The sequence below is a fragment of the Haladaptatus sp. HS23 genome, from assembly GCF_056892285.1.
Genome location: NZ_JBXGLH010000001.1, coordinates 395388 through 416415, shown reverse-complemented (window position 1 = coordinate 416415; position 21028 = coordinate 395388). Strand labels below are relative to the sequence as shown.

Genomic DNA, 21028 nt, shown 5'->3' with positions numbered 1-21028 from the left:
GTAACGCAAACTCTTTCCGGCGTTCGGGCGAATGACGAGACATGAGCGAGCAGGACGTAGACCTCTCGGCAGAAAAGTACGAAAAGCATCGAGAGGCCGGTGAAATCCTCGCACAGGTGCGAGCGGAAGCCGCCGAGAAAGTCGATGTCGGCGTGACCCATCTCGAAGTCGCGGAGTTCGCGGAGGACCGAATCCGCGAACTCGGCGGCAAGCCGGCCTTCCCCGTGAACATCAGTATCGACGAGGAGGCCGCTCACGCGACGCCAGGAATCGACGACGAGACCACGTTCGGGGAGGACATGGTGAACCTCGACATCGGGGTACACGTGGACGGATGGCTCGCCGACACCGCCATCACCGTGGACCTCTCCGGTCACGACGACCTCGCCGAAGCGAGCGCCGAGGCGCTTGACGCCGCGCTCGAAGTCGCCGGACCCGGCGTCGAGACGGGCGAAATCGGCGCGGAAATCGAATCCGTCGTCGAGGGCTACGGCTACAATCCGGTCGTCAACCTCTCGGGGCACGGCCTCGCCCACTACGAACAGCACACGGAGCCGAACATCCCGAACCTCGGCGTCGAACGCGGCGTCGAACTGCAGGTCGGCGACGTGGTAGCCATCGAACCGTTCGCCACGGACGGGACTGGAAAGGTCGGCGAGGGTGCCGAAGAGGAGATCTTCGCCCTCGAACGCGAATCCTCGGTTCGCGACCGAAGCGCCCGCAAAGCGCTCTCACAGATAACCGACGAGTTCCGGACGCTTCCGTTCGCGACCCGGTGGCTGGACGTGACCCGACCACAGATGGCGCTCCGCCGCTTGAAGATGAACGACATCGTTCACGGCTACCCGGTACTCAAGGAGGAAGACGGGTGTCTGGTCAGCCAAAAGGAACACTCCATCATCGTCACCGAAGACGGCTGTGAAGTTTTCACCGGATAATCAGCTACCGCTGATTCTTCTTCTACTGATGCGTTCGTCGTCGACGAACCGGGAGAACGAGGATCGATTAGTAGGTAGCGTGTATGCGACGCGTCGTCACGCGTTGTTCATCCGTTGACTCTTCTCTTCACCGCACGACTCACATCGCGTTACGCGGTACGGCTCCCGCGAAAACTCGGCGTTCTCGCGCTTTTTGCTCTCCGTTCGTATCTCGACGGTGACCTCGTGTGACGTTTCGCGGCCGCAGTTGTCGCACAGTTCCACCATCGCCGAGAACCCTTGATTTTTTGTTGCCATAGTGACTTCCTGTTCAGTTCGTACAACCGTTGACACGAGCATAAAAACCCCTCTCTGTTGGGGGGAGTTCGAACCGTTTATTCGACCGCCCTCTTGCGATTTGACCGTTTGGGGCCTTCTGAGTGTCCCATTTCGTTTATAGACGCCTCTGAATCGTTAATGAGGGCGAAACACTCTACAACAGCCGAATTATTTATATACCTGTTCAGGGGTTTAGACCGAGCAGTGCCGACCGAATGAATACCAGTACGGGGATTATTTCGAGGCGGCCGACCCACATGTTCAAAATGAGCATTCCCTCACCGAACGTGGACATGGTCGGCTTGACGATGCCGGTCGAAAGGCCCACGTTTCCTTGCGCGCTCGCCACTTCGAACAGGGCGTCCGCGTAACTGAATCCCGGCGACACGTTGACGAGGAGGACACTCCCGGAGATAAGCAGGATTATCCACAGCATGCTCACGATGGCCGCCTCGCTGAACTCCTCGAACATCTGGTCGCGTTTGAGTACCCGGTCACCGATTCGCGTGTTGATGACGGCGGAGGAGGGGAGGAACACCCGCGTGAACTCCCACTGGATTCCCTTGCTTATCATGTACCCGCGAATGATTTTGATGCCGCCGACGGTACTCCCGGCGGCACCGCCGAGCACCATCGCGCCGCTGACGATGAGTTTCCCGCCGGGACCCCATTCGCCGACGTTGGACGACTGAAAGCCTGTACAAGTCAGCGCGCTCACGAACTGGAACGTGGAATCCCGTGCCGCGTCCGCCGCCGTCGGCGACAGTCCGATGTCTTCGAGTCCGGCCCACCCGATGGGGTGGAAGGCGGCGCTGGCGTAGGGAAGCGAGACGATGTTCTGAATCGAGAGGAGGACGATACCCACCCCGAAGACGATGAAGAGCCAACGCGTCTGCGTGTCAGAAACCAACGGTTTCGCGTCCCTGTCGTGGAGCATGACGTAGTGAATCGGGAACGCGATGGCTCCGAGCGTCATTATCGGCAGGAGAACCGCCTCGACCAGCGGCGAGTGATAGGACTGGATGGAGTTGTCCGTGACGCTGAATCCGCCCGTCGAAAGTCCCGTCATGGCGTGATTGAGCGCCTGCCAGAAGGCATCGAACAGGGGCAGATGGGGCTTGGCGACGACGATGGCGAGGAACAGCGCGGTCACGGAAATGGCGGTGTAAAGCAGAAAGATACGCCACACCGTCTGGACGGTGTGAATGATGCTCGGGTGAATTCGCTCTTCCCGCGCTTCGGCCCGGTAGAGCGCGTAACTCCCGCTCCCCGGACGGGCGAGAATCGCCGTCGTGAGGACGATGACGCCCACGCCACCGACCCACTGAATGAGCGAGCGCCACCACTGGACCGCCCGCGGAAGCGTCGGTTCGTGGACCGCCATCGTCAACCCGCTTCCGGTCCACCCGGACATGCTTTCGAAGACGGCGTGAAGCGGGTTCTGGAAGTACGCGAGACTGGACATCGTGGTCGCCCCGCCGACCCCGATGGGTGTGTACTCCGCCCCCGACGGAACGTAGGTGTTCATCACCGAAACCGGGGTCAGATGCGCCGTGAGGAACAGGGGTAAGGACCCGAAAATCGCGGTGGCGAACCAGCCACCCGCGGCGATGACCATGCCGTGTTTCATCACCGGGTCCGGTGCGTCCTCGAAGAGTTTCCGCGCCGCACCGCCGATACCGGCCGTGATTCCCCCGGCGAGGAGAAAGGCGAGCGCCGCGTACCACTCCTCGAACGCGAGCGCGAGCAGGACGGTGGCCGCCATCATCGCCGCCTGCATCAACACGAGCGCACCCACGTCCCGTAGGATGGTCGCGAGGTGTGCCGGGACCCCGGCGACCGTTTTCCGTCGAACCATCTCAGTCGTGGTCCTCGTAGTGACCGAAGATGTCGGTCACTTCCGGCGTTGCACCCTTCTCGGAGAAAACGGTGATGAGGTCGCCACCCTTGATTTCCGTGTTCCCGCGCGGGGTGATTACCTCGTTGTTCCGTTCGATAGCGACGACGAGCATTCCCTCGTCGAACAACCCGTCGTCCGCAGCGGTCGAGAGCGTGAGGCCCGAGATGGGTGCGTAGGAATCGACGGTGATTTCGAACACCTCGGCCTTGTCGCCGACTTTCATGTAATCCTTGATGGACGGGCGTTTGACGGCCCGATAGAGGTAATCGGCGATGAGTCGCTGCGGGTTCTCGATGACGTTCACGCCGATTTGACGGAAGATGCTCATGTGTTCGGGGTTGTGAACCACCGAGACGAGCGACGGGATTTCGAGTTCCTGCCCTAACAGGCTGACCATGATGTTCGTCGCGTCCTGGTCCGTCGTGCTGATGAGCGCGTCCGCGCGGTCGGCACCGGCCTCCTCCAGCGTGTCGAGAATCGTCGCGTCGTTGTTGAGAACGAGGCAATCGAATTCCACGGAGGCACGTTCGGCCCGTTCCGCGTCCTTTTCGATGACCACCACGTCGTTGCTGTTCTGAGTCGCAATGCTGATCAGTTGCGAGCCGATGTCGCCCGCACCGACGATGATGAGGTACATTCGTTATGGCCCTCTCCGAAGCCATCGCTTGAAAAGATACTGTTGTTGCGCCATACGAATGAAACATCGTCACAAGGAGCCACTCGGCGCTGAAAGACGCGGGTAAGATTCCCTTTCGACTCGGTTATGAACGCATTAAACCGCCGTAACGTCGGTTTATCGCCGAATCCGTGGTTCCGGGGACGAACGCCCCCGTCCGCTTCATCTCCGTCGACCGAGTCTGAAAACCTAAACCGCTCCCCCGTGATATCCCGGTATGCAACAGGTCTTCGCACCGTGGCGGATGGAGTGGGTCGAACGCGACGGCGACGAGAGTTTCGACGGATGTGTCTTCTGTGCGTTCCCGAAGCGGGACGACGACCGGAACCACCTCATCGTCGCGCGCAACGACCACGCGTTCGTCATGCTGAACAACTACCCGTACAATCCGGGGCACGTGATGGTCATCCCGAACGAACACGATAGCGACTACGCCGACCTCGGCGAGGGGACCCTCCTCGGGCACGCTCGACTGAAACAACGGACGTTCGACGCGATGGAGGCCGCGTTTTCGCCGGACGGGTTCAATGCCGGATTGAACATCGGCGAGGGGAGCGGCGGGTCCATCGACCACCTCCACACGCACGTCGTCCCGCGCTGGAGCGGCGATACGAACTTCATGCCCGTCATCTCCGACACGAAGGTCATCGTGGAGGGGTTGGAGGACACCTACGAGAAACTCCACGCCGCGTTCGCCGAACAGGAGGGTGCGACCGTTCCGGACGCCGATTCGGCGGTTTCCTTCGGCGACTGAACGGGTCGTCTTGGGTCCGCCGACATAGCCATACGGCAGGCGACCTAACTGTGAACGATGAATCGGACGGGGGCGATTCGTATCGCGGGTGCCATCATCCTCACGGCGAACCTCCTCTTAGCGGTCGCCAAGGGTGCCGTCTGGTTCCAGACCGGGAGCCTCGCGGTCGGGTCCGAGGCCATCAACAGCCTCGCGGACGCGATTTACAGCCTCGTCGTCCTCGCGGGACTGTATCTGACGACGCAACCGCCGGACTTCGAACACCCGCACGGCCACGAACGAATCGAACCGTTCGTCTCGCTGTTCGTCGCGCTCGGCGTCTTCGCGGCGGGCGGATTGGTCCTCTTCCGCGCCGGAACCTCGATTCTTTCCGGGAGCGTCGCGTCGACGACGAGCCTCCTCGCGGTGGGCGTTCTCGTCGGAACTGGCGTCGTGAAATACGGTCTCTTCCGCTACTGTCTGCGGGTCGGCGAGGACGTCAACTCGCCCGCCGTGGTCGCGGCGGGACTGGACAACCGAAACGACATCCTGACGGCCGGTGCGGCGCTCGTCGGCGTCCTCGGCGCTCGAATCGGTCTGCCAATCCTCGACCCGGTCGCGGCGGGCGTCGTCTCGTTCGGCATCCTCTACACGGGGTGGCAAATCGTCCGGGACAACGTGGACTATCTCGTCGGCCGGGCACCGCCGGAGGACCTCCGCGCGACCATCGTCCAACGGGCGCTCTCCCATCCCGACGTGGAGGGGGTTCACGACGTCGTCGCTCACTATGTCGGCCCCGAAATCGACGTGAGCATGCACATCGAGGTCGAGGGCGACCGGACGCTCATCGAGGCCCACAACATCGAAACCGAGGTCATGCACTCCATTCAGGACATCCCGCGGGTGGACGACGCGTTCATCCACGTCGACCCGAAGGAACTCGGCGAGTGGAAGTCCGACGCCGAGGCCGAGCGACTGGCGGAAACGTCGGCGCGAGAGGAGTCCGAGCGTTCGGGGGAGTTGCCCGAGTAGCCACTCGTCCGTCTCGTTTTCATCGTTCGGGAATCGAGTGCCGGGCTTTTCTATCGGGAACCGGTAGCGACGAGTACACAGTCATGACTTCCTCTCTCGACAGGCGGCGGATGCTGAAAGCGACCGGTGCAACGCTCGTCGGCGTATCGCTCGGCGGGTGTCTCGCCAACGGACAGGGCGGCTCGAACTCGGACGACTCCCCGGCAGACGTCACAGTGACCGTTGGTGCCGGTGGCGGCCTGAAATTCGACCCCGAGAACGTCGAAATCACCACCGGAACGACCGTCGCGTGGGAGTGGAAGGGGGACAACCACAACATCGTCGTGGAGAACCAACCCGCCGACGCGAACTGGAACGGGACGCCCGGCCCGGTCACGGAGATATACAATCAGGGGTATCGCTACACTTACACCTTCGACGTCCCCGGAACGTACGACTACTACTGCAACCCCCACCGAGCGGCGGGCATGGTCGGGTGTGTCACCGTCACGAAGGGGAAGGGCGACGGTGAGAGCGGGACCGACCCCGGCGAGGAAGGGGACCGAAAAGGGAATTGAGACGACAGCGAAACTCGTTCGCCTCCAGTTTCCTACCCGCCTATTTCTCCAAATCGACCTCGATTTCGCCGGTGACGCTTCCGCCGAGACGGGCCGACACCACGCCGTCGGTGTACTCCGTCGGGAACGACCCCGACCACTCCAGTTTCTCGCCCGCGGCGATAGTGCGTCTGAGTACCGTCGACTCGTCGTCGTCCGCGATGCCGGTCGTCGGCCAGTACATCGCCGCGAGGAACTCCCCGTCGTTCCCCGAGACGTTTTTTGCCACGAACGAGACGTCCACGCTGTACTCCTCCACGGTCGCGTCGAACGATTCGAGTTCGAATCTCGGCCCGGGTCGGGCGAGTTCCGTGACCACTTCCTCGGGCAGTGACCACTCGGCGGTTTCACCGCCGTACCGACAGCGAATCGCGGCCTCGCTAGCGTCGAGCGGTGACGGCGGTTCGAACGCCAGCCAGCCGACCGTCTCGGCAGTGGCATACGAGTCTCCGTACCGGACGTTTCCGCGCTCGGCGAGGGAACTCGTGTACGCACCCGTCGTCCGCTTCTCGATTTCGACCGTCGAATACGCCTCGCCGTCCACATCGAGTTCGAAGGCGTCGTACGCCGGGTCTTCTCTCGCATCGACGCTGTTTCTCTGCTGGCTCTGCACCTCGGCGACGACGAACTGACTTCCATCGGACCCCAACACGCCGCCCGAACCCATGATGGACTCGTAGGCGACCGCCTTCCCGACGGTCGGGTTTGCAACGGCAACGCGCACCTCGCCGAGGGACTTCACCGACGATTCGGGTAGGGAAAACGAGGCGTTTTCGGCGGTGGTCGTGTCCGGCGACTCGTCCGTGGTGGCGGTCGGTTCGTCGGTCGGCGTGGAGGGTTCGTCTCCGGTTCCGCCCGGATTTCCGCCGAGACAGCCAGCTAGTCCGGCGGCCAGTGCGCCGACCGTGGCGAGGAGTTGGCGTCGATTGGAGGGCATCGGTCACGGATTTTACGTAATCGGGTATATGTTTTCCGTCTGTGACGACACCGACGTGGGGCGAATTTCGATGATCCCAGTATCGTACACGAGGTTACGGAGTTGTTTCTGAAAACACTCGTCCACTCACTGCGAGATGATTTCGAAGGCTCTTGGAGCGGAACAGCAGTAGCGAAGACTTCGAAGATGTTCGAATCGCAAGAAACCCTCTCGAAATCCGTAGTTCGAGGAAACATCGTTTCGGAACGGCTCCCTGTCTCAGACCGGCGTTCCGAACGCGTAGACGGTCTGGTGACTCGTGACCTCCACGTCGAGGAAGTCGCCGGGTTCGATGCCGTGGTCGGAGGCGTGCTGGACAATGATTTGGCGGTAGGCCTCGTCGCGGCACTTGACGGAGTCGCCGGTACCTTCCTCCACGACCATGACGCGCTTTTCGGTGCCGACCATGTCGTCGTAGGCGGCCCCGACGATGTCCATCTTGAGTTCCGACATGGCCTTCGAGCGCTCCTTCTTTTTCGTGCCGCCGAGGCCCTTCATCTTCGCTGCATCCGTGTTCGGGCGCTTGGAGAATCGCGTGACGTTCAACTTCTCGGGACGCGTCTCGCGGAGGAGCGCCATGCTCTGTTCGTGGTCCGTATCGGTTTCGGTCGGGAAGCCGACGATGAAGTCCGTCGAGAGCGTCCAGTAATCGAGGTACTCGTCGAACGTCTCCACGATTTCGACGTACTCCTCGACCTGATGCTGGCGGCGCATGTCCCCGAGGACGTCGTTCGACCCGGACTGGACCGGCGCGTGGATGAAGTTGTATAGCTCGTCGTTCTCGGCGAACACCCGCGCGAGTTCCTCGCGGATGCCGTGGACGCCCTTTGGGTTCGCCATGCCGACGCGGACCCGGAAGTCGCCCTCGATTTCGTTGCAGATGCGGTCCAGCAGGACGTGCAGTTTCCGCTCGCCGCGGTCCCAGCCGTAGACGCCGGTGTCCTGTCCGGTAATTCGGAGTTCCTTCGCACCCGCGTGGACGAGCGCGCGGGCCTTCTCGACGTTCTCCTCGACGGACGGCGAATCGATTTTGCCCGTCGCGTGCTTCGTGATACAGTACGAGCAGTCGGACATGCAGCCGCGGGCGATGGGCAGGATGCCGACGACGCCGTCCAGCACGGGTTCGACGCCCGGACCGGGCGTTGGACACTCGCCGTTCGTGACCGCCGTCGGCACGTCGTCCCAGTGCATGACTTGGGCGTCCACGTCCTCGGTTCGGAACTCGTCGCCCTGCGCAAGCGCCATACAGCCGGTGATGATGAGGTCCGCCGTCTCCGACTGCAGTTCTTTCGCCCGGCGAACCATGTTTCGCTCCGTCTTCTCCACGACAGTACATGTGTTCATTATCGCAACGTCGGCCCGCTCGGGACCCTCGACGCGGTAGTGGCCAGCGTCGCGCAGCGCGGACTCTATCTGGCGACTCTCGCCGCGGTTCGAGGTACAGCCGTACGTTTCGATGTGATACCGGGCCATTCACTCCTCGATTTCGGCTACGCGAGCAAAAGGGCGACGATTGCGGGTCAAACCGTGGGATGAGTACACCGTTCGACGAGGAGAAAGATTATTATTTCCTATGATACCGTTTACGTCGGCGACGGAAGCGGAACCGTGTACGCCCTCAAAACTGGCGGTGGGTCCGGCTTCGGAGACACACGGTTCGGCGCGAAGCGGTGGAAGTACGAACTCGACGGGCCGGTTCGGGACGCCTTCGCCGTCGCGGACGGAACGCTGTTCGCCGCCACCGAGAGGGGGAAAACGCACCGATGTTGTACGCGCTCCGAGAGGACTGAGCCCCCGACGGGTCCTGTCATCGGTCCCACATCCGACGGTAATGGTCCGTATCCTCGTACGCTGAGGTAGCCCAATTCCCGGAGAGAACTGACTCTTCCGCGGATTTTCGCTTCCCTTTCAACAGTCAGTTACGTGTCATCCGCGTCTCGGGTCTCTTCTCTTTCCGACAGTATCGCCCGTGAAATTCGGACGAACTCATTCGACGTTACTCCGTCCTGCCCTCGATTTAGGCGGCCAACAACAAACTGGCTGTAGTCCAACCAATGGGTGAACCACGCGACTGCGTGGGGGAGAGAACGAAACATGACACAATACGATATCGTCTTACAAGTAGGTGGGCTTCCCGGATGGCTTCAGGACCCCGTAGCGGGGTTCATCGCGTTGATTCCGCGCCTCGTCGGTGCGATCGTCATCCTGCTCATCGGGTGGGTCATCGGACGTGGTGCGGCGGCCGTCGTCCGTAGAATCGCAGACAGGATAGAACTCGACAGAATGGTACTCGACACGCCGCTGGGTCGAATGCTCGGCGGAACGGAGAGCGCGGTGTCCGGCGCGTTCGGCAAGCTTGCCGCCTGGTTCGTCTACGCGTTGGCGATCCTCGCGGCGGCGAACGTACTCGCCATTCCGAGGCTCTCGTTGTGGGTGGCGGCGGCGGTGTCGTATCTGCCGGCGCTCGTCGCGGGACTGCTGGTCATCATCCTGGGCTTCGTCGTGGCCGACTTCATCGGCGACGCCATCATGCGAACCCGTGCGGCGACTCACACCGACTACACCAATTGGTTCGCCACGGGGACCCGACTGTTCCTGTACTTCACCGCCATCGTCATCGGTCTGGACACGATGGGAATCGACGTGGGAATCCTCTACCTGTTCGCTCGCGCCCTCGCGTGGGGCTTCGCGGCCGCCATCGCCATCGGCGCTGGCATCGCGTTCGGATGGGGCGGACGGGACTACGTCGCCGAACACATCGACGGGTGGATGAGCAGGGCTCGACAGGGTACTCCGAGTCCGCAACCGAGCGACGACGACTAACGAGGAACTCCGCGGGAACGTCAGCGGTATCTACCCGCGGAAGTCTTCGATGATTTCCACGCCGCTGCTCGCGCCGATGCGCTCCGCACCGGCGTCGAGCATGGCCTTCGCTTTTTCGTAGTCGCCGATACCGCCGCTCGCCTTGACCGGGAGGTACTCCGCCATCAGTTCCACGTCCTCTATTTCCGCGCCGCCGTCCGCGAATCCCGTCGAGGTCTTGACGAACGCCGCGTCCGCTTCCTTGGCCAACCGGCAGGCGTCGTGTTTCTCCTCATCCGTGAGGAGCGCCGTCTCGATGATGACCTTCACCGGAATCGGCACGGCGGCGACGAGTTCCTCGATATCCGACCGAACCGCGTCGTGGTCGCCTGCCTTCAGTCGCCCGACGTTGATGACCATGTCCAACTCGTCCGCGCCGTCGTCCCACGCGCCGACGCCCTCGTCGCGCTTGGCGTCCATCGCGTGCTGACCGTGCGGGAACCCGACGACGGTCGCGAGGGTCACGTCCGGGGCGTACTCGGCGGCCTCCGCGACGTAGCACGGCGGGATGCAGGCGTTCATCCCGTACTCCTCGGCGTCGTCCAGCACCGCCTCTACGTCCGCGAGCGTCGTCTCCGGTCCCAACACGGTGTGGTCGATTTTTGCAGCGAGTTCGGATTCGTTCATAGCGGGGTGGATGGACCGCCCCGGTAAAAATCCCGCTATCCCCGGGACACGACCCACAGGGTCGCTACGAGTCCGGAAAAGAGGCCAGTGGCGACGAGTTCGGCGACGCGCATCAGCGACTCCGAGGCGGCTATCGGCTTGTCGAAGTCCATGTCCCCCGTGCAACTGCCGTGAAGGTAGAATTTCCGCCGGACTATCTTTTTCACCCCGAGCGCCGTAGAATCACACATGAAAGACCCCGACATAACCCCCTCCGTCGCCACCGCCGCGGACGACATCGCCGAGATGGAAATCCGCGGCGCGGCGACCATCGCGGACGCCGCGGCGGCGGCTATCGGCGAACAGGCACAAGCCAGCGAGGCGAATTCCCCCGCGGGGTTTCGCGCCGAGATTCGCGCCGCTGCCCGGCGGCTTCACGAGACCCGTCCGACCGCGGTCAGCCTTCCGAACGCCCTGCGCTACGTCCTGCGGGGTATGGAGGGGGACACCGTCGAGGAACTGCGCGAAAGCATCGTTTCGACCGTCGTGGAGTTCCGCCGGGAACTCGACCAGGCGCAGGACAACCTCGGCCAAATCGGCGCGAACCGCCTCCGCGACGGCGACACCATCATGACCCACTGCCACTCGACGGACGCGCTCTCCTGTGTTCGCCGCGCGCTGGACGACGGCAAGGAGATCAGCGCCATCGTGAAGGAAACCCGGCCCCGAAAGCAGGGCCACATCACCGCCCGTCAACTGCGCGACTGGGACGTCCCCGTCACGCTCATCGTCGACAACGCGGCCCGCCGGTATCTGGACGACGCCGACCACGTACTCGTCGGCGCGGACTCCATCGCGGCGGACGGGAGCGTCATCAACAAGGTCGGTACCTCGGGATTAGCCGTGAACGCCCGTGAACGCGGCGTCCCCATCATGGTCGCCGCACAGACGCTGAAACTCCATCCGGGAACCATGACGGGTCACACCGTCGAAATCGAGATGCGAGACCCACGGGAAATCCTGCCCGACGACGAACGGTCGGAGGTCGGTAACGTCCGGGTCGAGAACCCGGCGTTCGACGTGACCCCACCGCGGTACGTGGACGCCATCGTCACCGAACGCGGACAGTTTCCGCCGGAAAGCATCGTGACGCTCATGCGAGAGATGTTCGGAGAACAACAAAACGGTGAACCGTGGGACGAGCCGTAAAACCGGCAGACGGACCCATGACATCCTCCTCGTTCCGTTCCTTGCCAAGGGAGCACACAGACCGCAAACCTTTCCACACCTCCGTTCGCGTGTCGGAGTATGGTACTGCCGGACGGGTTTGCGCTTCCCCCACTATCGTATCTTCTGCCGCTTTTGCTGGTCGTCGGCGCGGTCATCTGGTCGCTTCGACGTGCGGACCCGGCCATCTCGGAGCGAACCATCGTGTCGCTCGCACCGTGGATGGTCGTCGGCGCGGGATTGAACGCGCTGTATCAGGTCCCGGATACACCGATTCCGGACGTCCTGCTCCCGTTGTTCGGAACGCCCGCCGTCTACCTCACGACGTTCGCTTTGGCCGGGACCGTCTGGTTGCTCTCGCTCTATCGGCTCCGAACTCCCGTCCCGCGCGTACTCGCCGGCGTCGGGTTGGCGGGCGTCGTTATCGTCCTCCTCGTCGCGTTCTGGTACGGCTTCCAGCACGACAGCCTCCGGCTATTCTGGCCGTTCGTCGCGCTCGTCGTTGCAGTGGTCCTGACGGGACTTCTCTGGGCGGCGACGCAGTTCTTCTATCCCGACGTCGCCATCATCACCGGTGCAGTCGGTGCCCTCACGCTGTTCGCCCACGCCTTGGACGGCGTCTCGACGGCCGTCGGCATCGACGTTCTCGACTTCGGCGAGAAAACGCCGCTCTCACAAGCCATCCTCGAAATCGCCCAGTCGCTTCCCACGGCGGACTCGGTCGGCGTCGGGTGGCTGTTCGTCGTCGTGAAACTCGCCATCGCGGAGTTCGTCGTCCTCCTGTTCGCGGATTACGTCGCAGAGGAACCGGCGGAGGGCTATCTCCTCTTGGGAGTCGTCGCCGCCGTCGGATTGGGACCGGGTGCGCACAACCTCATCCTGTTCGCCATCACGGGCTAAGTCGGCAGGATTTTTTACCGCTGATGGGTATCACGAACGGTATGCCGTCCACGAACCGCTTTGGAGGGGTGTCATGGTTCGAGTCGTAACCGCGGGCCACATCAATTGGGACGTGACGCTGAGCGTGGACGCCCTGCCCGAACCCGACGGCGAGGCGCGCATCTCCTCGCAGCAACGGTCCGGCGGTGGAAGCGCGGCGAACGTCGCCGCGGCGCTCGCAGGTATGGACGTTTCGACCGGTTTGATCGGCAGCATCGGGTCCGACGAACACGGGTTGTTGGTTCGGCGCGAACTCACGAATGCCGGCGTGGACTGCACGCACGTCATCGAAGTCGCGGGTATCGAAACCACGACGAAGTACCTCATCGTGGACCGGGACGGCGAGGTGATGGTTCTCGGAAACGAGGGGGCGAACGAGACCATCGCGCCCGAGGACATCCGCCCCGAGTACGTCACGGAGGCGGACCACCTCCATCTCACCAGCCAACGCCCGGAGACGGCGGCCGAACTCGCACGAATCGCGACGGAGGCCGACCTGTCCGTGAGCTTCGACCCCGGCCGTCGCCTCGCCGAACGGGACTTCTCGCGGGCGCTCGCCTACTCCGACATCGTATTTCTCAACGACCGCGAAGCGGCGACGATTCTCGACGGCGATTTGGAACACCCATCCTCGGAACTCCACGGTCGCGTCGTCGTCATCAAGCACGGACGCAGGGGTGCGCGGGTCGATACGACGAAGGGCGTCTACACGCATCCCGGGTTCGGGGTCGAGTCCGTCGATTCGACCGGTTCGGGCGACGCCTTCGCGGCCGGGTTCATCGCGACGTTGCTCGATTCGAACGACTACGAGCAGGCACTGGAGTTCGCCAACGCCTGTGGCGCGCTGACCGCGATGGCGGCGGGTGCGCGTACGGCCCCGACCCGCGAGCGCGTCGAGGCGTTCCTCGACGAGCAGTATTAGACCTCGTTCGGCCCGTCCGCGCTCTGTACCTGCCAGCCTCCGCGGATTCCACAGGCCTCCCGAACGTCGTAGTCGATGGTGGTGTCCGGTCCCATCCGGTCGCCCCCCTCGACCCGTTCGACGCGGAGCGGTACGTCGAGCGTGTCGCCACAACAGCCGACGTCGAGGAACTCCTCCCAGACGTCCTCCTCGTGAACGGTACCCTTGGTCTTCCTGAGGTATGCCTTGAAGTGTCTCGTCCCGACCTGAAAGCGTCCCCAATCGCTCAAGTCCTCCGGATACGAGACGACGATTCGGGTCGCCAGTTCGCTCTCCGATTCGGTCGCTGTTTTCGTGTTCGTTCCCGACATAGGTGGTGTAAGGACCCGAAGACAATTATGCCTTCGTGCGGTTTTCACGTTTCGTGTTGGTGGTTTTACCTGATGGGTTGTCCCGTAGTAATTAAGAAGGCTTATTCAGGGTCGTCACGCACCCATCGGATATGGTAGAGTTTCAAGTACCGGAGGTCGATTACACCCGGTACTCGAACCGGCAACTTGCGGGGATTCCCCTCGCCATTCTCGTGCTGGCGTTGCTTGTTATCGCCGGTTGGTATGTGGCCACCGGCGCACCAGTGACACCGGGTATCGATTTTACGGGCGGAACCGAAATGAGAGTTCAGACGACTGCGTCGCAGTCCCAGATTCGCACTGCTTTTGATTCGGACGTCGCGTCGGTGACGCCGTCGGCGACATCGAACAACGAATACATCGTCACGTTCCAGGATACCGACACGAATTCGCTCACGTCGCAAGCGAACAGCGCCGGATACGAGGTGCTCTCCGTACAGAGTACCTCCGCGAGCTTCGGGTCTAACTCCCAACAGCTCGCGGTGTACGGCGTCGTGGCGGCGTTCGTGGGCATGAGCCTCATCGTCTTTCTCATGTTCCGGTCGTTCGTTCCTTCCATCGCCGTCGTCCTCTCCGCGTTCAGCGACATCGTGATTCCGGTCGCGCTGATGAACATTTTCGGTATCCCGCTCTCGCTGGGAACGGTGGCCGCGCTCCTGATGCTCATCGGGTATAGCGTGGACTCCGACATCCTGCTCAACAACCACGTCCTTCGGCGGTCCGGCGACTTCTACGAGAGCACGTACCGCGCGATGCGGACCGGCGTGACGATGACGGTCACGTCGCTCGCCGCGATGGCGGTGATGACCATCGTGGCGTTCGTCTTCCAAATCGGTCTGCTCACGTCCATCGGCGTCGTCCTCGTGATGGGACTCGCAACCGACCTGATGAACACGTACATGCTCAACCTGAGCCTCCTTCGCTGGTACAAGTTCGAGGGGGTGGCGCGATGAGCTTCCGCGACCAATGGCGCGTCGGCCTGCTCATCGTCCTCCTCCTCGGAAGCGCGTTCGCGCTCTTCGTCCCGCAGGGCGGGAACGGCAACGCTAACCTCGCCACGAACAGCACCGGCCCGACCAATCTGAAGTACGGACTCGAACTGGCCGGGGGGACGCGAATCCGCGCCCCCGTGAACGGCGTCACCGCCGAACAGGTGACCCCGCCGAACGGCACGAGCCGAACGGACATTCAGAAGGCCATCGCCGGGGACATCCCCGGCGTCACTCAGTCGGACGTGGGGATTCGATTCACGAACTCCCAGCGTGCCATCGAGGTGTTCTCGGACAACGTCACGACTGGACAGCTGAAGTCGGCGCTCGATAAGGAGAACATCGGATACGAAACCGTCCGCGAGGGTGTGACCGCACAGACTCGCGAGGAAATCGTCCGCACGTTGAGCGACAAGATATCGAAGGCCGGACTCTCCGGTGGGCGCGTTCAGCAGGTAACAGCGACGAACGGCGAGCATTTCATCCAGATCGAGATGCCCAACGCCAACCAGTCCGAGATGGAGGAGTTGGTCACCAAGCGCGGGCAGGTCTCCATCGTCGCACACTACCCGACCGACAACGGAACGCAAGCGAACACGACCGCGATCACCCAGAATGGAATCACCAACGTCGGGCCCGCACAGCAGACCGATAACGCGTGGAGCGTCAGCGTCTCGCTCACCGACGACGCTGCAAAGCGTTTCGCCACCGTGATGAAGAAACGGGGATTCACCAGTTCAGAAGGAACCAGAGCGTGTCGGTATCCACAGCAACCCGCAGACGAGGCGGGGTACTGTCTCTACACGGTCGTGGACGGGAAAGTGGTGTCCGGCGTGAGTATGGGTGACCTCGCGCAATCCATCAACAACGGCGATTTCGTCAAGAACCCGACGTTCACCATTCAGACGGGGAGCAACGCTTCCGAAGCCCGCAAACTCCAGATCAACCTGCAAGCGGGTGCACTTCCGGCGGCCCTCGACACGCAGGCCGGGTCCACGACCTACCTCCAGCCGAGTCTCGCGAGTCAGTTCAAATTCGACTCGCTCCTCGCCGGTATCGCGGCCGTACTCGCCGTCAGCGGCGTCGTCTTCCTCCGATACGGGAAACCCGAGGTCGCGCTGCCGATGATTCTGACCGCGCTCTCCGAGGTGTTCATCCTCCTCGGCTTCGCCGCCGCGGTCAGTCTTCCGCTCGACCTCTCACACATCGCCGGGTTCATCGCGGTCATCGGGACCGGGGTGGACGACCTCATCATCATCGCCGACGAGGTGATGAGCGAAGGGGCCGTCAACTCCTCGCGCGTCTTCCAGTCGCGCTTCCGCAAGGCGTTCTGGGTCATCGGGGCCGCCGCCGCGACGACCATCATCGCCATGAGTCCGCTGGCGGTGCTCGGACTCGGCGACCTGCAAGGGTTCGCCATCATCACCATCCTCGGCGTCCTCATCGGCGTGCTGGTCACGCGACCCGCCTACGGTGACATCCTCCGGTACCTGCTGACGGACAAGTAACGCCGTCGCGCGACCTTTTTCCCGCTCGTTCGAAGCGGTATCCAACCTCTACGACTACCGTAGGCTCCGTCTACTCTCGAAACGATGGTCGAGTTATAACAGCGCCTGCGTCGAACGCGGAACGATGTTAGAACACCTCCAGCACGGCAGACGACGCCTCGCCGTGGAGATGGAGCGGTTGCGATTGCGTCCCGACGCTCGCTCCCGAGATGTCACCAGCGCAGTGCGCGCACTCCCTCCCGAACCGGCAGTTCTCTTCCTCTGCCTCGGAAACATATGTCGGAGTCCGATGGCCGAACGCTACCTCCGAGAACGCGTGCAGGAAACGGAGTATGACTGCTCTTCGGTTCGCTCCGCCGGGTTCATCGAAAAGGAAGGGCGGTCGAGTCCCGACGCCGCCGTGACCGTCGCGTCGGAGTTCGGCGTGGACCTGACCGACCATCGCTCACAGTGCGTGGACGAGACGCTCCTCGGGGAGAGCGACCTCGTGTTGCTGATGGACGCGTGGAACTACTGGTATCTGAAGCGGGACTATCCCGACTCGCTCGGGAAGGCCCATTTCGTCCGGTCGTTCGAGGTCTCGCCGGAGTTCGAAATCGAGGACCCGTACGACGCCGACGAGGACACGTTCCGCCGCGTGTACGGTGAAGTTACGGACGCAGTGGACGCGTTTTTGACGACGGTGGAGGGGGAATGAGCGTCGTCGTTCCGGCCATCGCGGCGGGCAGTAGCCTCGCGTGCATCAGGTCGCTCGGCCGGAAGGGAATCCCGATTATCGCGGCCGGTGAATCACCCGATTCGCCCGCGTTCACGTCGAAGTACGTGGACGAACGAGTCTCCCTCCCCGCGCCGACGGAGGACCTCGACGGCTATCGGGACGGCCTCCTCTCGCTCGCCGAGCGTCCCGACGTGGAGACCATCGTCCCGCTTCGGGAGCCCGAGAGTTACGTCCTCTCGAAGCACCGGGACGAGTTCGCGGAACACGTCGGGACGCCGTGGCCCGACTTCGAAACGATGGAGTCCGCCCGCGACCGAAATCGGCTGTTTCGGCGCGCGGAGGAAGCCGACGTTCCCATCCCCGAAACCGCCCTGCTCACGGAGTGGGACGACTGGAGCGAGGAGACGGTCGTCAAATCCCGGTACACGGTGTGCGTGGAGGACGGCAAGACGGCGTATCCCGACGTGCGATTCGTCTCCGAGGAACCCGACAGTGACAGTCTCGCCGACGAGATGGGCCACGTCCCCATCGTGCAGGAGTGCATCCCGGACGGAACCGAGTACGGCTTTTTCGCCCTATTTGACCACGGCGAACCGGTCGTCACCTTCCAGCATCGACGGGTTCGGAGCTACACCTACTCCGGCGGGGCGAGCGTCTTCCGCGAGTCCGTGTCGAACCCGACCCTCCACGAACACGGCGTCAGTCTCCTGTCTGCGCTCGACTGGCACGGTCCCGCGATGGTCGAGTTCCGACGAGACCCGCGCGACCAACGGTTCAAACTGCTCGAAGTGAACCCGCGCTTCTGGGGGTCGCTTCAACTCGCAGTTCATTCGGGGGTCGACTTCCCCCATCGGTACTACCAACTGGCCAACGGCGTTCGTAGGCCGGACTACGGCTACACTGTCGGGACGGGCAGTCACATCCTCCGGGGGGAACTCGTCTACCTCGTGAGCCTCCTCCGCGACGACTACGAACACGTCGAACGCCCGTCGGTTCCGCTGGAAGTCGCTCGGGTTCTGCGCTCGCTGCTCACCGACCCCAACTTCGACTACCTGTCGATGGACGACCCGGAACCGTTCCGGCGCGACGTTTCGAACCTCGTCTCGGAGTTCGCGCCGTCGGCGTCGAAGCCGTTTCGGCGGGCGGTGTCGGCGGCCCTCGGAAAATAGGTCAGAACTGGCCGAGTCCCGATTGCTGGTGTGCGGCCAGCGTGTCTTTGCTCGTCTGCCACGAAACACGCGCGCAGTCCGGGAGTTCGCCGTTCGCCTCGACGTATTCGCGGAGGAACTCGCGGGTAGTGGGGTCGCTCGGGTAGCCGCTTCCGACCGCACCGTGTTTTTCGCCGAGTCGGGCGACGTGGGCGTCGCGCTCCACTTTGGCGACGATGCTCGCCGCCCCGACGATGGCGTGGGTCTCGTCCGCGCCGTGTTCCGCCTCGATTCCTATCTCGGGGCCGACTTTCGCCGCGACCCGCCGAGCGAATCGGGATTCGCTGGTGTCACAGGCGTCCACGATACCGCGCTCGCCATCGGAGACGGTTCGAGATATCGCTTCCCCGTGGGCCGCGACGGTCAGGGTGTTCATGTCCGTCTCTGGGTCGTCGATTCTCTCCGTGGTGATTTCCGCGACGCCGACCCTGACGGTGTCGTCCGCTCGAATCGACGCCGCTAACTCCTCCCGTCGCTCCGGCGAGAGGTTCTTCGAGTCGTCGATTCCGTCCGGTAAGTCCTCCGGGTCGTCGATGGCGACCGCCGCGGCGAACATCGACCCCAATACCGGCCCGCGTCCCGCTTCGTCTACCCCGAACACGCTCGGACGATGGTCGTCATTCCACATGGTCGTTACTGATTGGGTCAACGGTGGGGAACGGCCGGAGATGCGGCGGAACGACTGACGAAAAAACGCGGTTTAGGTCTCGTTCAGGACTGGTGTGACCCCGACTGCCGGGGAACGAACGGCTTGCGCGGTTCGACGGAGATGCTGCTGACGGGCATCCCCTGCTCGTCCAGCACGGCGTGAATCGAGCCGAGAAGCTCCTTGTCCACGTCGTCGGCGTCGATACCGCGGAAGCGGAGGCCGACCTGTTTGATGGCGGTACGCTTTTCTTGAGAAGGTTCGTTGTCGGACATGCTTCGATAGGCTCGAAGCACACGAGGTCAGTGTTCTGACCACTGGCCTTTCGGCGAAACCCCGTCTGCTTCGTCCGACATATCATATTACGAGGAGTTAATTCTATCGGTTTGGTGGGTCATTGGGTGAAAAATTCGGCCGCCGGGACCGCAGACGTACGGCGTTATTCGAGCAGGAAATCGTCGTGGTCGAAGGGTTCCTCCTCGCCCTCCACCGCGACGACGTCCAGTGCGGTCACGTCCGCGACGACGTCGAGCAGACCGGCCAGACTCGGTTCAGTCCGTCCCTCGTCGCCGCTGACGAGTTCCTTGATGTACAGGCCGCCCTGTCCGTGAATCTCGACTTCGCCGTGTCGCTCGTCGTCGAGATGCCCTTCGATACTGTACACTTCGCGTACGCGGGTGAGATTGGCGCGTCGGTGATCCACCCGGTTCGGTGTGAACTGCTCGATGGTCGCGCCGTCCAACTCCTGGACGGCCTCGGTGAGCGCCGACTCCGTGACGGATTCGTCGAACTCGACCTGTGCGCGGTAGGTCTTGCTGGCGTCGTGTCCCTTCACACGTTCGACCATGTCGTGCGTGGCGAGGCGAAGCCCTTCGACTTCCGCCTTCCCGTCCGCGAACTCGTTGATTTCGCGTTCGAGTTCGTCCGTGTCCGGGTTCCGTCGCTGGGGCTTTTTCACCTCGATGGCGAACGGGCGGCCCGTGCCGAGCATCAGCGCGTCCACGTCCTCCCGGCCCGCGCCGTGGAAGATGGCCTCTTCACCGTCCATCGCGTCGAGGACCGGCGGGGTCGTGAGTTGTTCGACGCTCTCGTCGTAGAGGAACCCGCTGCCGCCGCAGTAGTCACACGGTTCCTCGCCGCCGCCCTCGGCGAGTTGCTTGCCCGACCCGCCGCACTCCCGGCAGGGCCATTTAGTCTGGGGGATGTCGCGTTCCAACTTTCGGTAGCGCCCGAAGACGAACGCGGGGTTCACCTGCACGTCGACGTCGCCGCGTTCGAGGTTGAGGAGTGCCAGTACGTCCGGGCGCTCGAAATCGACTTCCGTGTCGGTGAGTCGCCCGACCCGTTTGCCCACTTCGCGGTTGAACTCCGATTTGAACAGTTCGCCCGTGTCCTCGGGAAGGTCGGCCAACTCGCGGAGGAGGCGCTCGTTCTCCTCGACCAACGGCGGTGCCCGCGTCCCGACCTGATACGTCTCGAACCCGACGTCGGAGAGGGCTTCCGCCACCTGTTCCGCGTAGTCGTCGTACTCGTCAGTGAGGCCCTCACAGACCCAACACTCCTCGTCCGGTTCCTCGAAATCCTCGTCGTCCTCCAAGGCGACTGCGACACGGAGGGAGTGACCCCGCTCGTCGTTCGTCAACCCGAAACTCCGGTCGGCGAACTGCCGACCCATACAGGCATCGCACACGGGGTCCTCCGCGATGACCCGCCGCGCCGCCGAAAGTACGTCCATGTCTCATTCGTGGGAGTCACGCGATAAACCGGTTTCCGATTCGAACGCCGGACCGAGCATCCATCACGGTTCTCTCGTGTCACAGTATTGGCAACAACTCTAGAATGATA

At 62.9% G+C, this 21028-nt stretch carries 24 protein-coding genes; 13 read left to right on the top strand and 11 right to left on the bottom strand.

Features of this window, described 5'->3' with window-relative positions; all coding sequences use genetic code 11:
• Nucleotides 1-41 precede the first annotated feature (41 nt).
• Nucleotides 42-938 (top strand): type II methionyl aminopeptidase, encoded by an 897-nt coding sequence (gene map / locus AC1XDK_RS02260; RefSeq protein WP_483348147.1) that lies wholly within the window; start codon nucleotides 42-44, stop codon nucleotides 936-938.
• Between the two features lie 96 nt (nucleotides 939-1034).
• On the opposite strand, the gene AC1XDK_RS02255 is transcribed toward map, so the two are convergent.
• The 3 genes from AC1XDK_RS02255 to AC1XDK_RS02245 form a co-directional block, all read right to left on the bottom strand.
• Nucleotides 1035-1235 (bottom strand): DUF7835 family putative zinc beta-ribbon protein, encoded by a 201-nt coding sequence (locus AC1XDK_RS02255; RefSeq protein ID WP_483348146.1) that lies wholly within the window; start codon nucleotides 1233-1235, stop codon nucleotides 1035-1037.
• Nucleotides 1236-1440: 205 nt separating this feature from the next.
• Nucleotides 1441-3114 (bottom strand): TrkH family potassium uptake protein, encoded by a 1674-nt coding sequence (locus AC1XDK_RS02250; RefSeq protein ID WP_483348145.1) that lies wholly within the window; start codon nucleotides 3112-3114, stop codon nucleotides 1441-1443.
• A gap of 1 nt (nucleotide 3115) precedes the next feature.
• Nucleotides 3116-3793 (bottom strand): potassium channel family protein, encoded by a 678-nt coding sequence (locus AC1XDK_RS02245; RefSeq protein WP_483348144.1) that lies wholly within the window; start codon nucleotides 3791-3793, stop codon nucleotides 3116-3118.
• A gap of 256 nt (nucleotides 3794-4049) precedes the next feature.
• Here AC1XDK_RS02245 and AC1XDK_RS02240 point away from each other — a divergent pair, with 256 nt between their 5' ends.
• The 3 genes from AC1XDK_RS02240 to AC1XDK_RS02230 all read left to right on the top strand — a co-directional run bounded on the left by AC1XDK_RS02240 (nucleotide 4050) and on the right by AC1XDK_RS02230 (nucleotide 6154).
• Nucleotides 4050-4586 (top strand): HIT family protein, encoded by a 537-nt coding sequence (locus AC1XDK_RS02240; RefSeq protein WP_483348143.1) that lies wholly within the window; start codon nucleotides 4050-4052, stop codon nucleotides 4584-4586.
• A 57-nt stretch (nucleotides 4587-4643) separates the two neighbouring features.
• Nucleotides 4644-5597, top strand: coding sequence for a cation diffusion facilitator family transporter (locus tag AC1XDK_RS02235; protein WP_483348142.1), 954 nt, complete (start codon nucleotides 4644-4646; stop codon nucleotides 5595-5597).
• A gap of 83 nt (nucleotides 5598-5680) precedes the next feature.
• On the top strand, nucleotides 5681-6154 hold the full coding sequence (locus AC1XDK_RS02230; protein ID WP_483348141.1) for a plastocyanin/azurin family copper-binding protein: 474 nt from the start codon (nucleotides 5681-5683) through the stop codon (nucleotides 6152-6154).
• A 40-nt stretch (nucleotides 6155-6194) separates the two neighbouring features.
• Here the strand turns inward: AC1XDK_RS02230 and AC1XDK_RS02225 are convergent, their stop codons facing one another.
• Together AC1XDK_RS02225 and AC1XDK_RS02220 are read right to left on the bottom strand one after the other, a co-directional pair.
• Nucleotides 6195-7130: a hypothetical protein gene (locus tag AC1XDK_RS02225; RefSeq protein ID WP_483348140.1), complete on the bottom strand. Its 936-nt coding sequence runs from the start codon at nucleotides 7128-7130 to the stop codon at nucleotides 6195-6197.
• A 258-nt stretch (nucleotides 7131-7388) separates the two neighbouring features.
• Entirely contained in the window at nucleotides 7389-8642 is a 1254-nt protein-coding gene (locus AC1XDK_RS02220) for a tRNA (N(6)-L-threonylcarbamoyladenosine(37)-C(2))-methylthiotransferase (protein WP_483348139.1), read from the bottom strand.
• Nucleotides 8643-8777: 135 nt separating this feature from the next.
• Between AC1XDK_RS02220 and AC1XDK_RS02215 the strand changes: the two genes are divergently transcribed.
• Together AC1XDK_RS02215 and AC1XDK_RS02210 are read left to right on the top strand one after the other, a co-directional pair.
• The gene (locus AC1XDK_RS02215) at nucleotides 8778-9029 is read left to right on the top strand and encodes a hypothetical protein (RefSeq protein WP_483348138.1); all 252 of its coding nucleotides are present in this window, start codon (nucleotides 8778-8780) and stop codon (nucleotides 9027-9029) included.
• Nucleotides 9030-9263: 234 nt separating this feature from the next.
• Entirely contained in the window at nucleotides 9264-9992 is a 729-nt protein-coding gene (locus AC1XDK_RS02210; protein ID WP_483348137.1) for a mechanosensitive ion channel family protein, read from the top strand.
• A 30-nt stretch (nucleotides 9993-10022) separates the two neighbouring features.
• On the opposite strand, the gene deoC is transcribed toward AC1XDK_RS02210, so the two are convergent.
• Together deoC and AC1XDK_RS02200 are read right to left on the bottom strand one after the other, a co-directional pair.
• The gene (gene deoC, locus AC1XDK_RS02205) at nucleotides 10023-10658 is read right to left on the bottom strand and encodes a deoxyribose-phosphate aldolase (protein WP_483348136.1); all 636 of its coding nucleotides are present in this window, start codon (nucleotides 10656-10658) and stop codon (nucleotides 10023-10025) included.
• Between the two features lie 35 nt (nucleotides 10659-10693).
• Complete coding sequence (locus AC1XDK_RS02200) at nucleotides 10694-10888, bottom strand: hypothetical protein (RefSeq protein ID WP_483348135.1); 195 nt, start codon at nucleotides 10886-10888, stop codon at nucleotides 10694-10696.
• On the opposite strand from AC1XDK_RS02200, the gene AC1XDK_RS02195 reads away from it, so the two are divergent.
• The 3 genes from AC1XDK_RS02195 to AC1XDK_RS02185 all read left to right on the top strand — a co-directional run bounded on the left by AC1XDK_RS02195 (nucleotide 10887) and on the right by AC1XDK_RS02185 (nucleotide 13725).
• Nucleotides 10887-11846: a ribose 1,5-bisphosphate isomerase gene (locus AC1XDK_RS02195; RefSeq protein WP_483348134.1), complete on the top strand. Its 960-nt coding sequence runs from the start codon at nucleotides 10887-10889 to the stop codon at nucleotides 11844-11846. The two genes, AC1XDK_RS02200 and AC1XDK_RS02195, sit on opposite strands and share 2 nt — an antisense overlap.
• 99 nt (nucleotides 11847-11945) lie before the next feature.
• Nucleotides 11946-12764, top strand: coding sequence for a DUF63 family protein (locus AC1XDK_RS02190; RefSeq protein WP_483348133.1), 819 nt, complete (start codon nucleotides 11946-11948; stop codon nucleotides 12762-12764).
• A gap of 73 nt (nucleotides 12765-12837) precedes the next feature.
• Nucleotides 12838-13725, top strand: a complete 888-nt coding sequence (locus tag AC1XDK_RS02185; RefSeq protein ID WP_483348132.1) for an ATP-dependent ribose-1-phosphate kinase — start codon at nucleotides 12838-12840, stop codon at nucleotides 13723-13725.
• Here the strand turns inward: AC1XDK_RS02185 and AC1XDK_RS02180 are convergent.
• Nucleotides 13722-14075, bottom strand: a complete 354-nt coding sequence (locus AC1XDK_RS02180) for a DUF7968 family protein (RefSeq protein WP_483348131.1) — start codon at nucleotides 14073-14075, stop codon at nucleotides 13722-13724. The genes AC1XDK_RS02185 and AC1XDK_RS02180 overlap by 4 nt on opposite strands.
• Nucleotides 14076-14206: 131 nt before the next feature.
• Here AC1XDK_RS02180 and secF point away from each other — a divergent pair, with 131 nt between their 5' ends.
• The 4 genes from secF to AC1XDK_RS02160 all read left to right on the top strand — a co-directional run bounded on the left by secF (nucleotide 14207) and on the right by AC1XDK_RS02160 (nucleotide 18498).
• The gene (secF, locus tag AC1XDK_RS02175; protein ID WP_483348130.1) at nucleotides 14207-15067 is read left to right on the top strand and encodes a protein translocase subunit SecF; all 861 of its coding nucleotides are present in this window, start codon (nucleotides 14207-14209) and stop codon (nucleotides 15065-15067) included.
• Complete coding sequence (locus AC1XDK_RS02170; RefSeq protein WP_483348129.1) at nucleotides 15064-16611, top strand: preprotein translocase subunit SecD; 1548 nt, start codon at nucleotides 15064-15066, stop codon at nucleotides 16609-16611. Before secF ends, AC1XDK_RS02170 begins: the two co-directional genes overlap by 4 nt.
• 124 nt (nucleotides 16612-16735) lie before the next feature.
• Nucleotides 16736-17308, top strand: a complete 573-nt coding sequence (locus AC1XDK_RS02165) for a low molecular weight protein-tyrosine-phosphatase (protein WP_483348128.1) — start codon at nucleotides 16736-16738, stop codon at nucleotides 17306-17308.
• Entirely contained in the window at nucleotides 17305-18498 is a 1194-nt protein-coding gene (locus AC1XDK_RS02160) for a carboxylate--amine ligase (RefSeq protein WP_483348127.1), read from the top strand. The genes AC1XDK_RS02165 and AC1XDK_RS02160 overlap by 4 nt, the downstream gene beginning before the upstream one ends.
• A gap of 1 nt (nucleotide 18499) precedes the next feature.
• Here the strand turns inward: AC1XDK_RS02160 and rnhB are convergent, their stop codons facing one another.
• The 3 genes from rnhB to AC1XDK_RS02145 form a co-directional block, all read right to left on the bottom strand.
• Nucleotides 18500-19165, bottom strand: a complete 666-nt coding sequence (gene rnhB / locus AC1XDK_RS02155) for a ribonuclease HII (RefSeq protein ID WP_483348126.1) — start codon at nucleotides 19163-19165, stop codon at nucleotides 18500-18502.
• Nucleotides 19166-19248: 83 nt separating this feature from the next.
• The gene (locus AC1XDK_RS02150; protein WP_483348125.1) at nucleotides 19249-19458 is read right to left on the bottom strand and encodes a hypothetical protein; all 210 of its coding nucleotides are present in this window, start codon (nucleotides 19456-19458) and stop codon (nucleotides 19249-19251) included.
• 164 nt (nucleotides 19459-19622) lie between these two features.
• The gene (locus AC1XDK_RS02145; protein ID WP_483348124.1) at nucleotides 19623-20918 is read right to left on the bottom strand and encodes a tRNA pseudouridine(54/55) synthase Pus10; all 1296 of its coding nucleotides are present in this window, start codon (nucleotides 20916-20918) and stop codon (nucleotides 19623-19625) included.
• Between the last annotated feature and the right edge of the window lie 110 nt (nucleotides 20919-21028).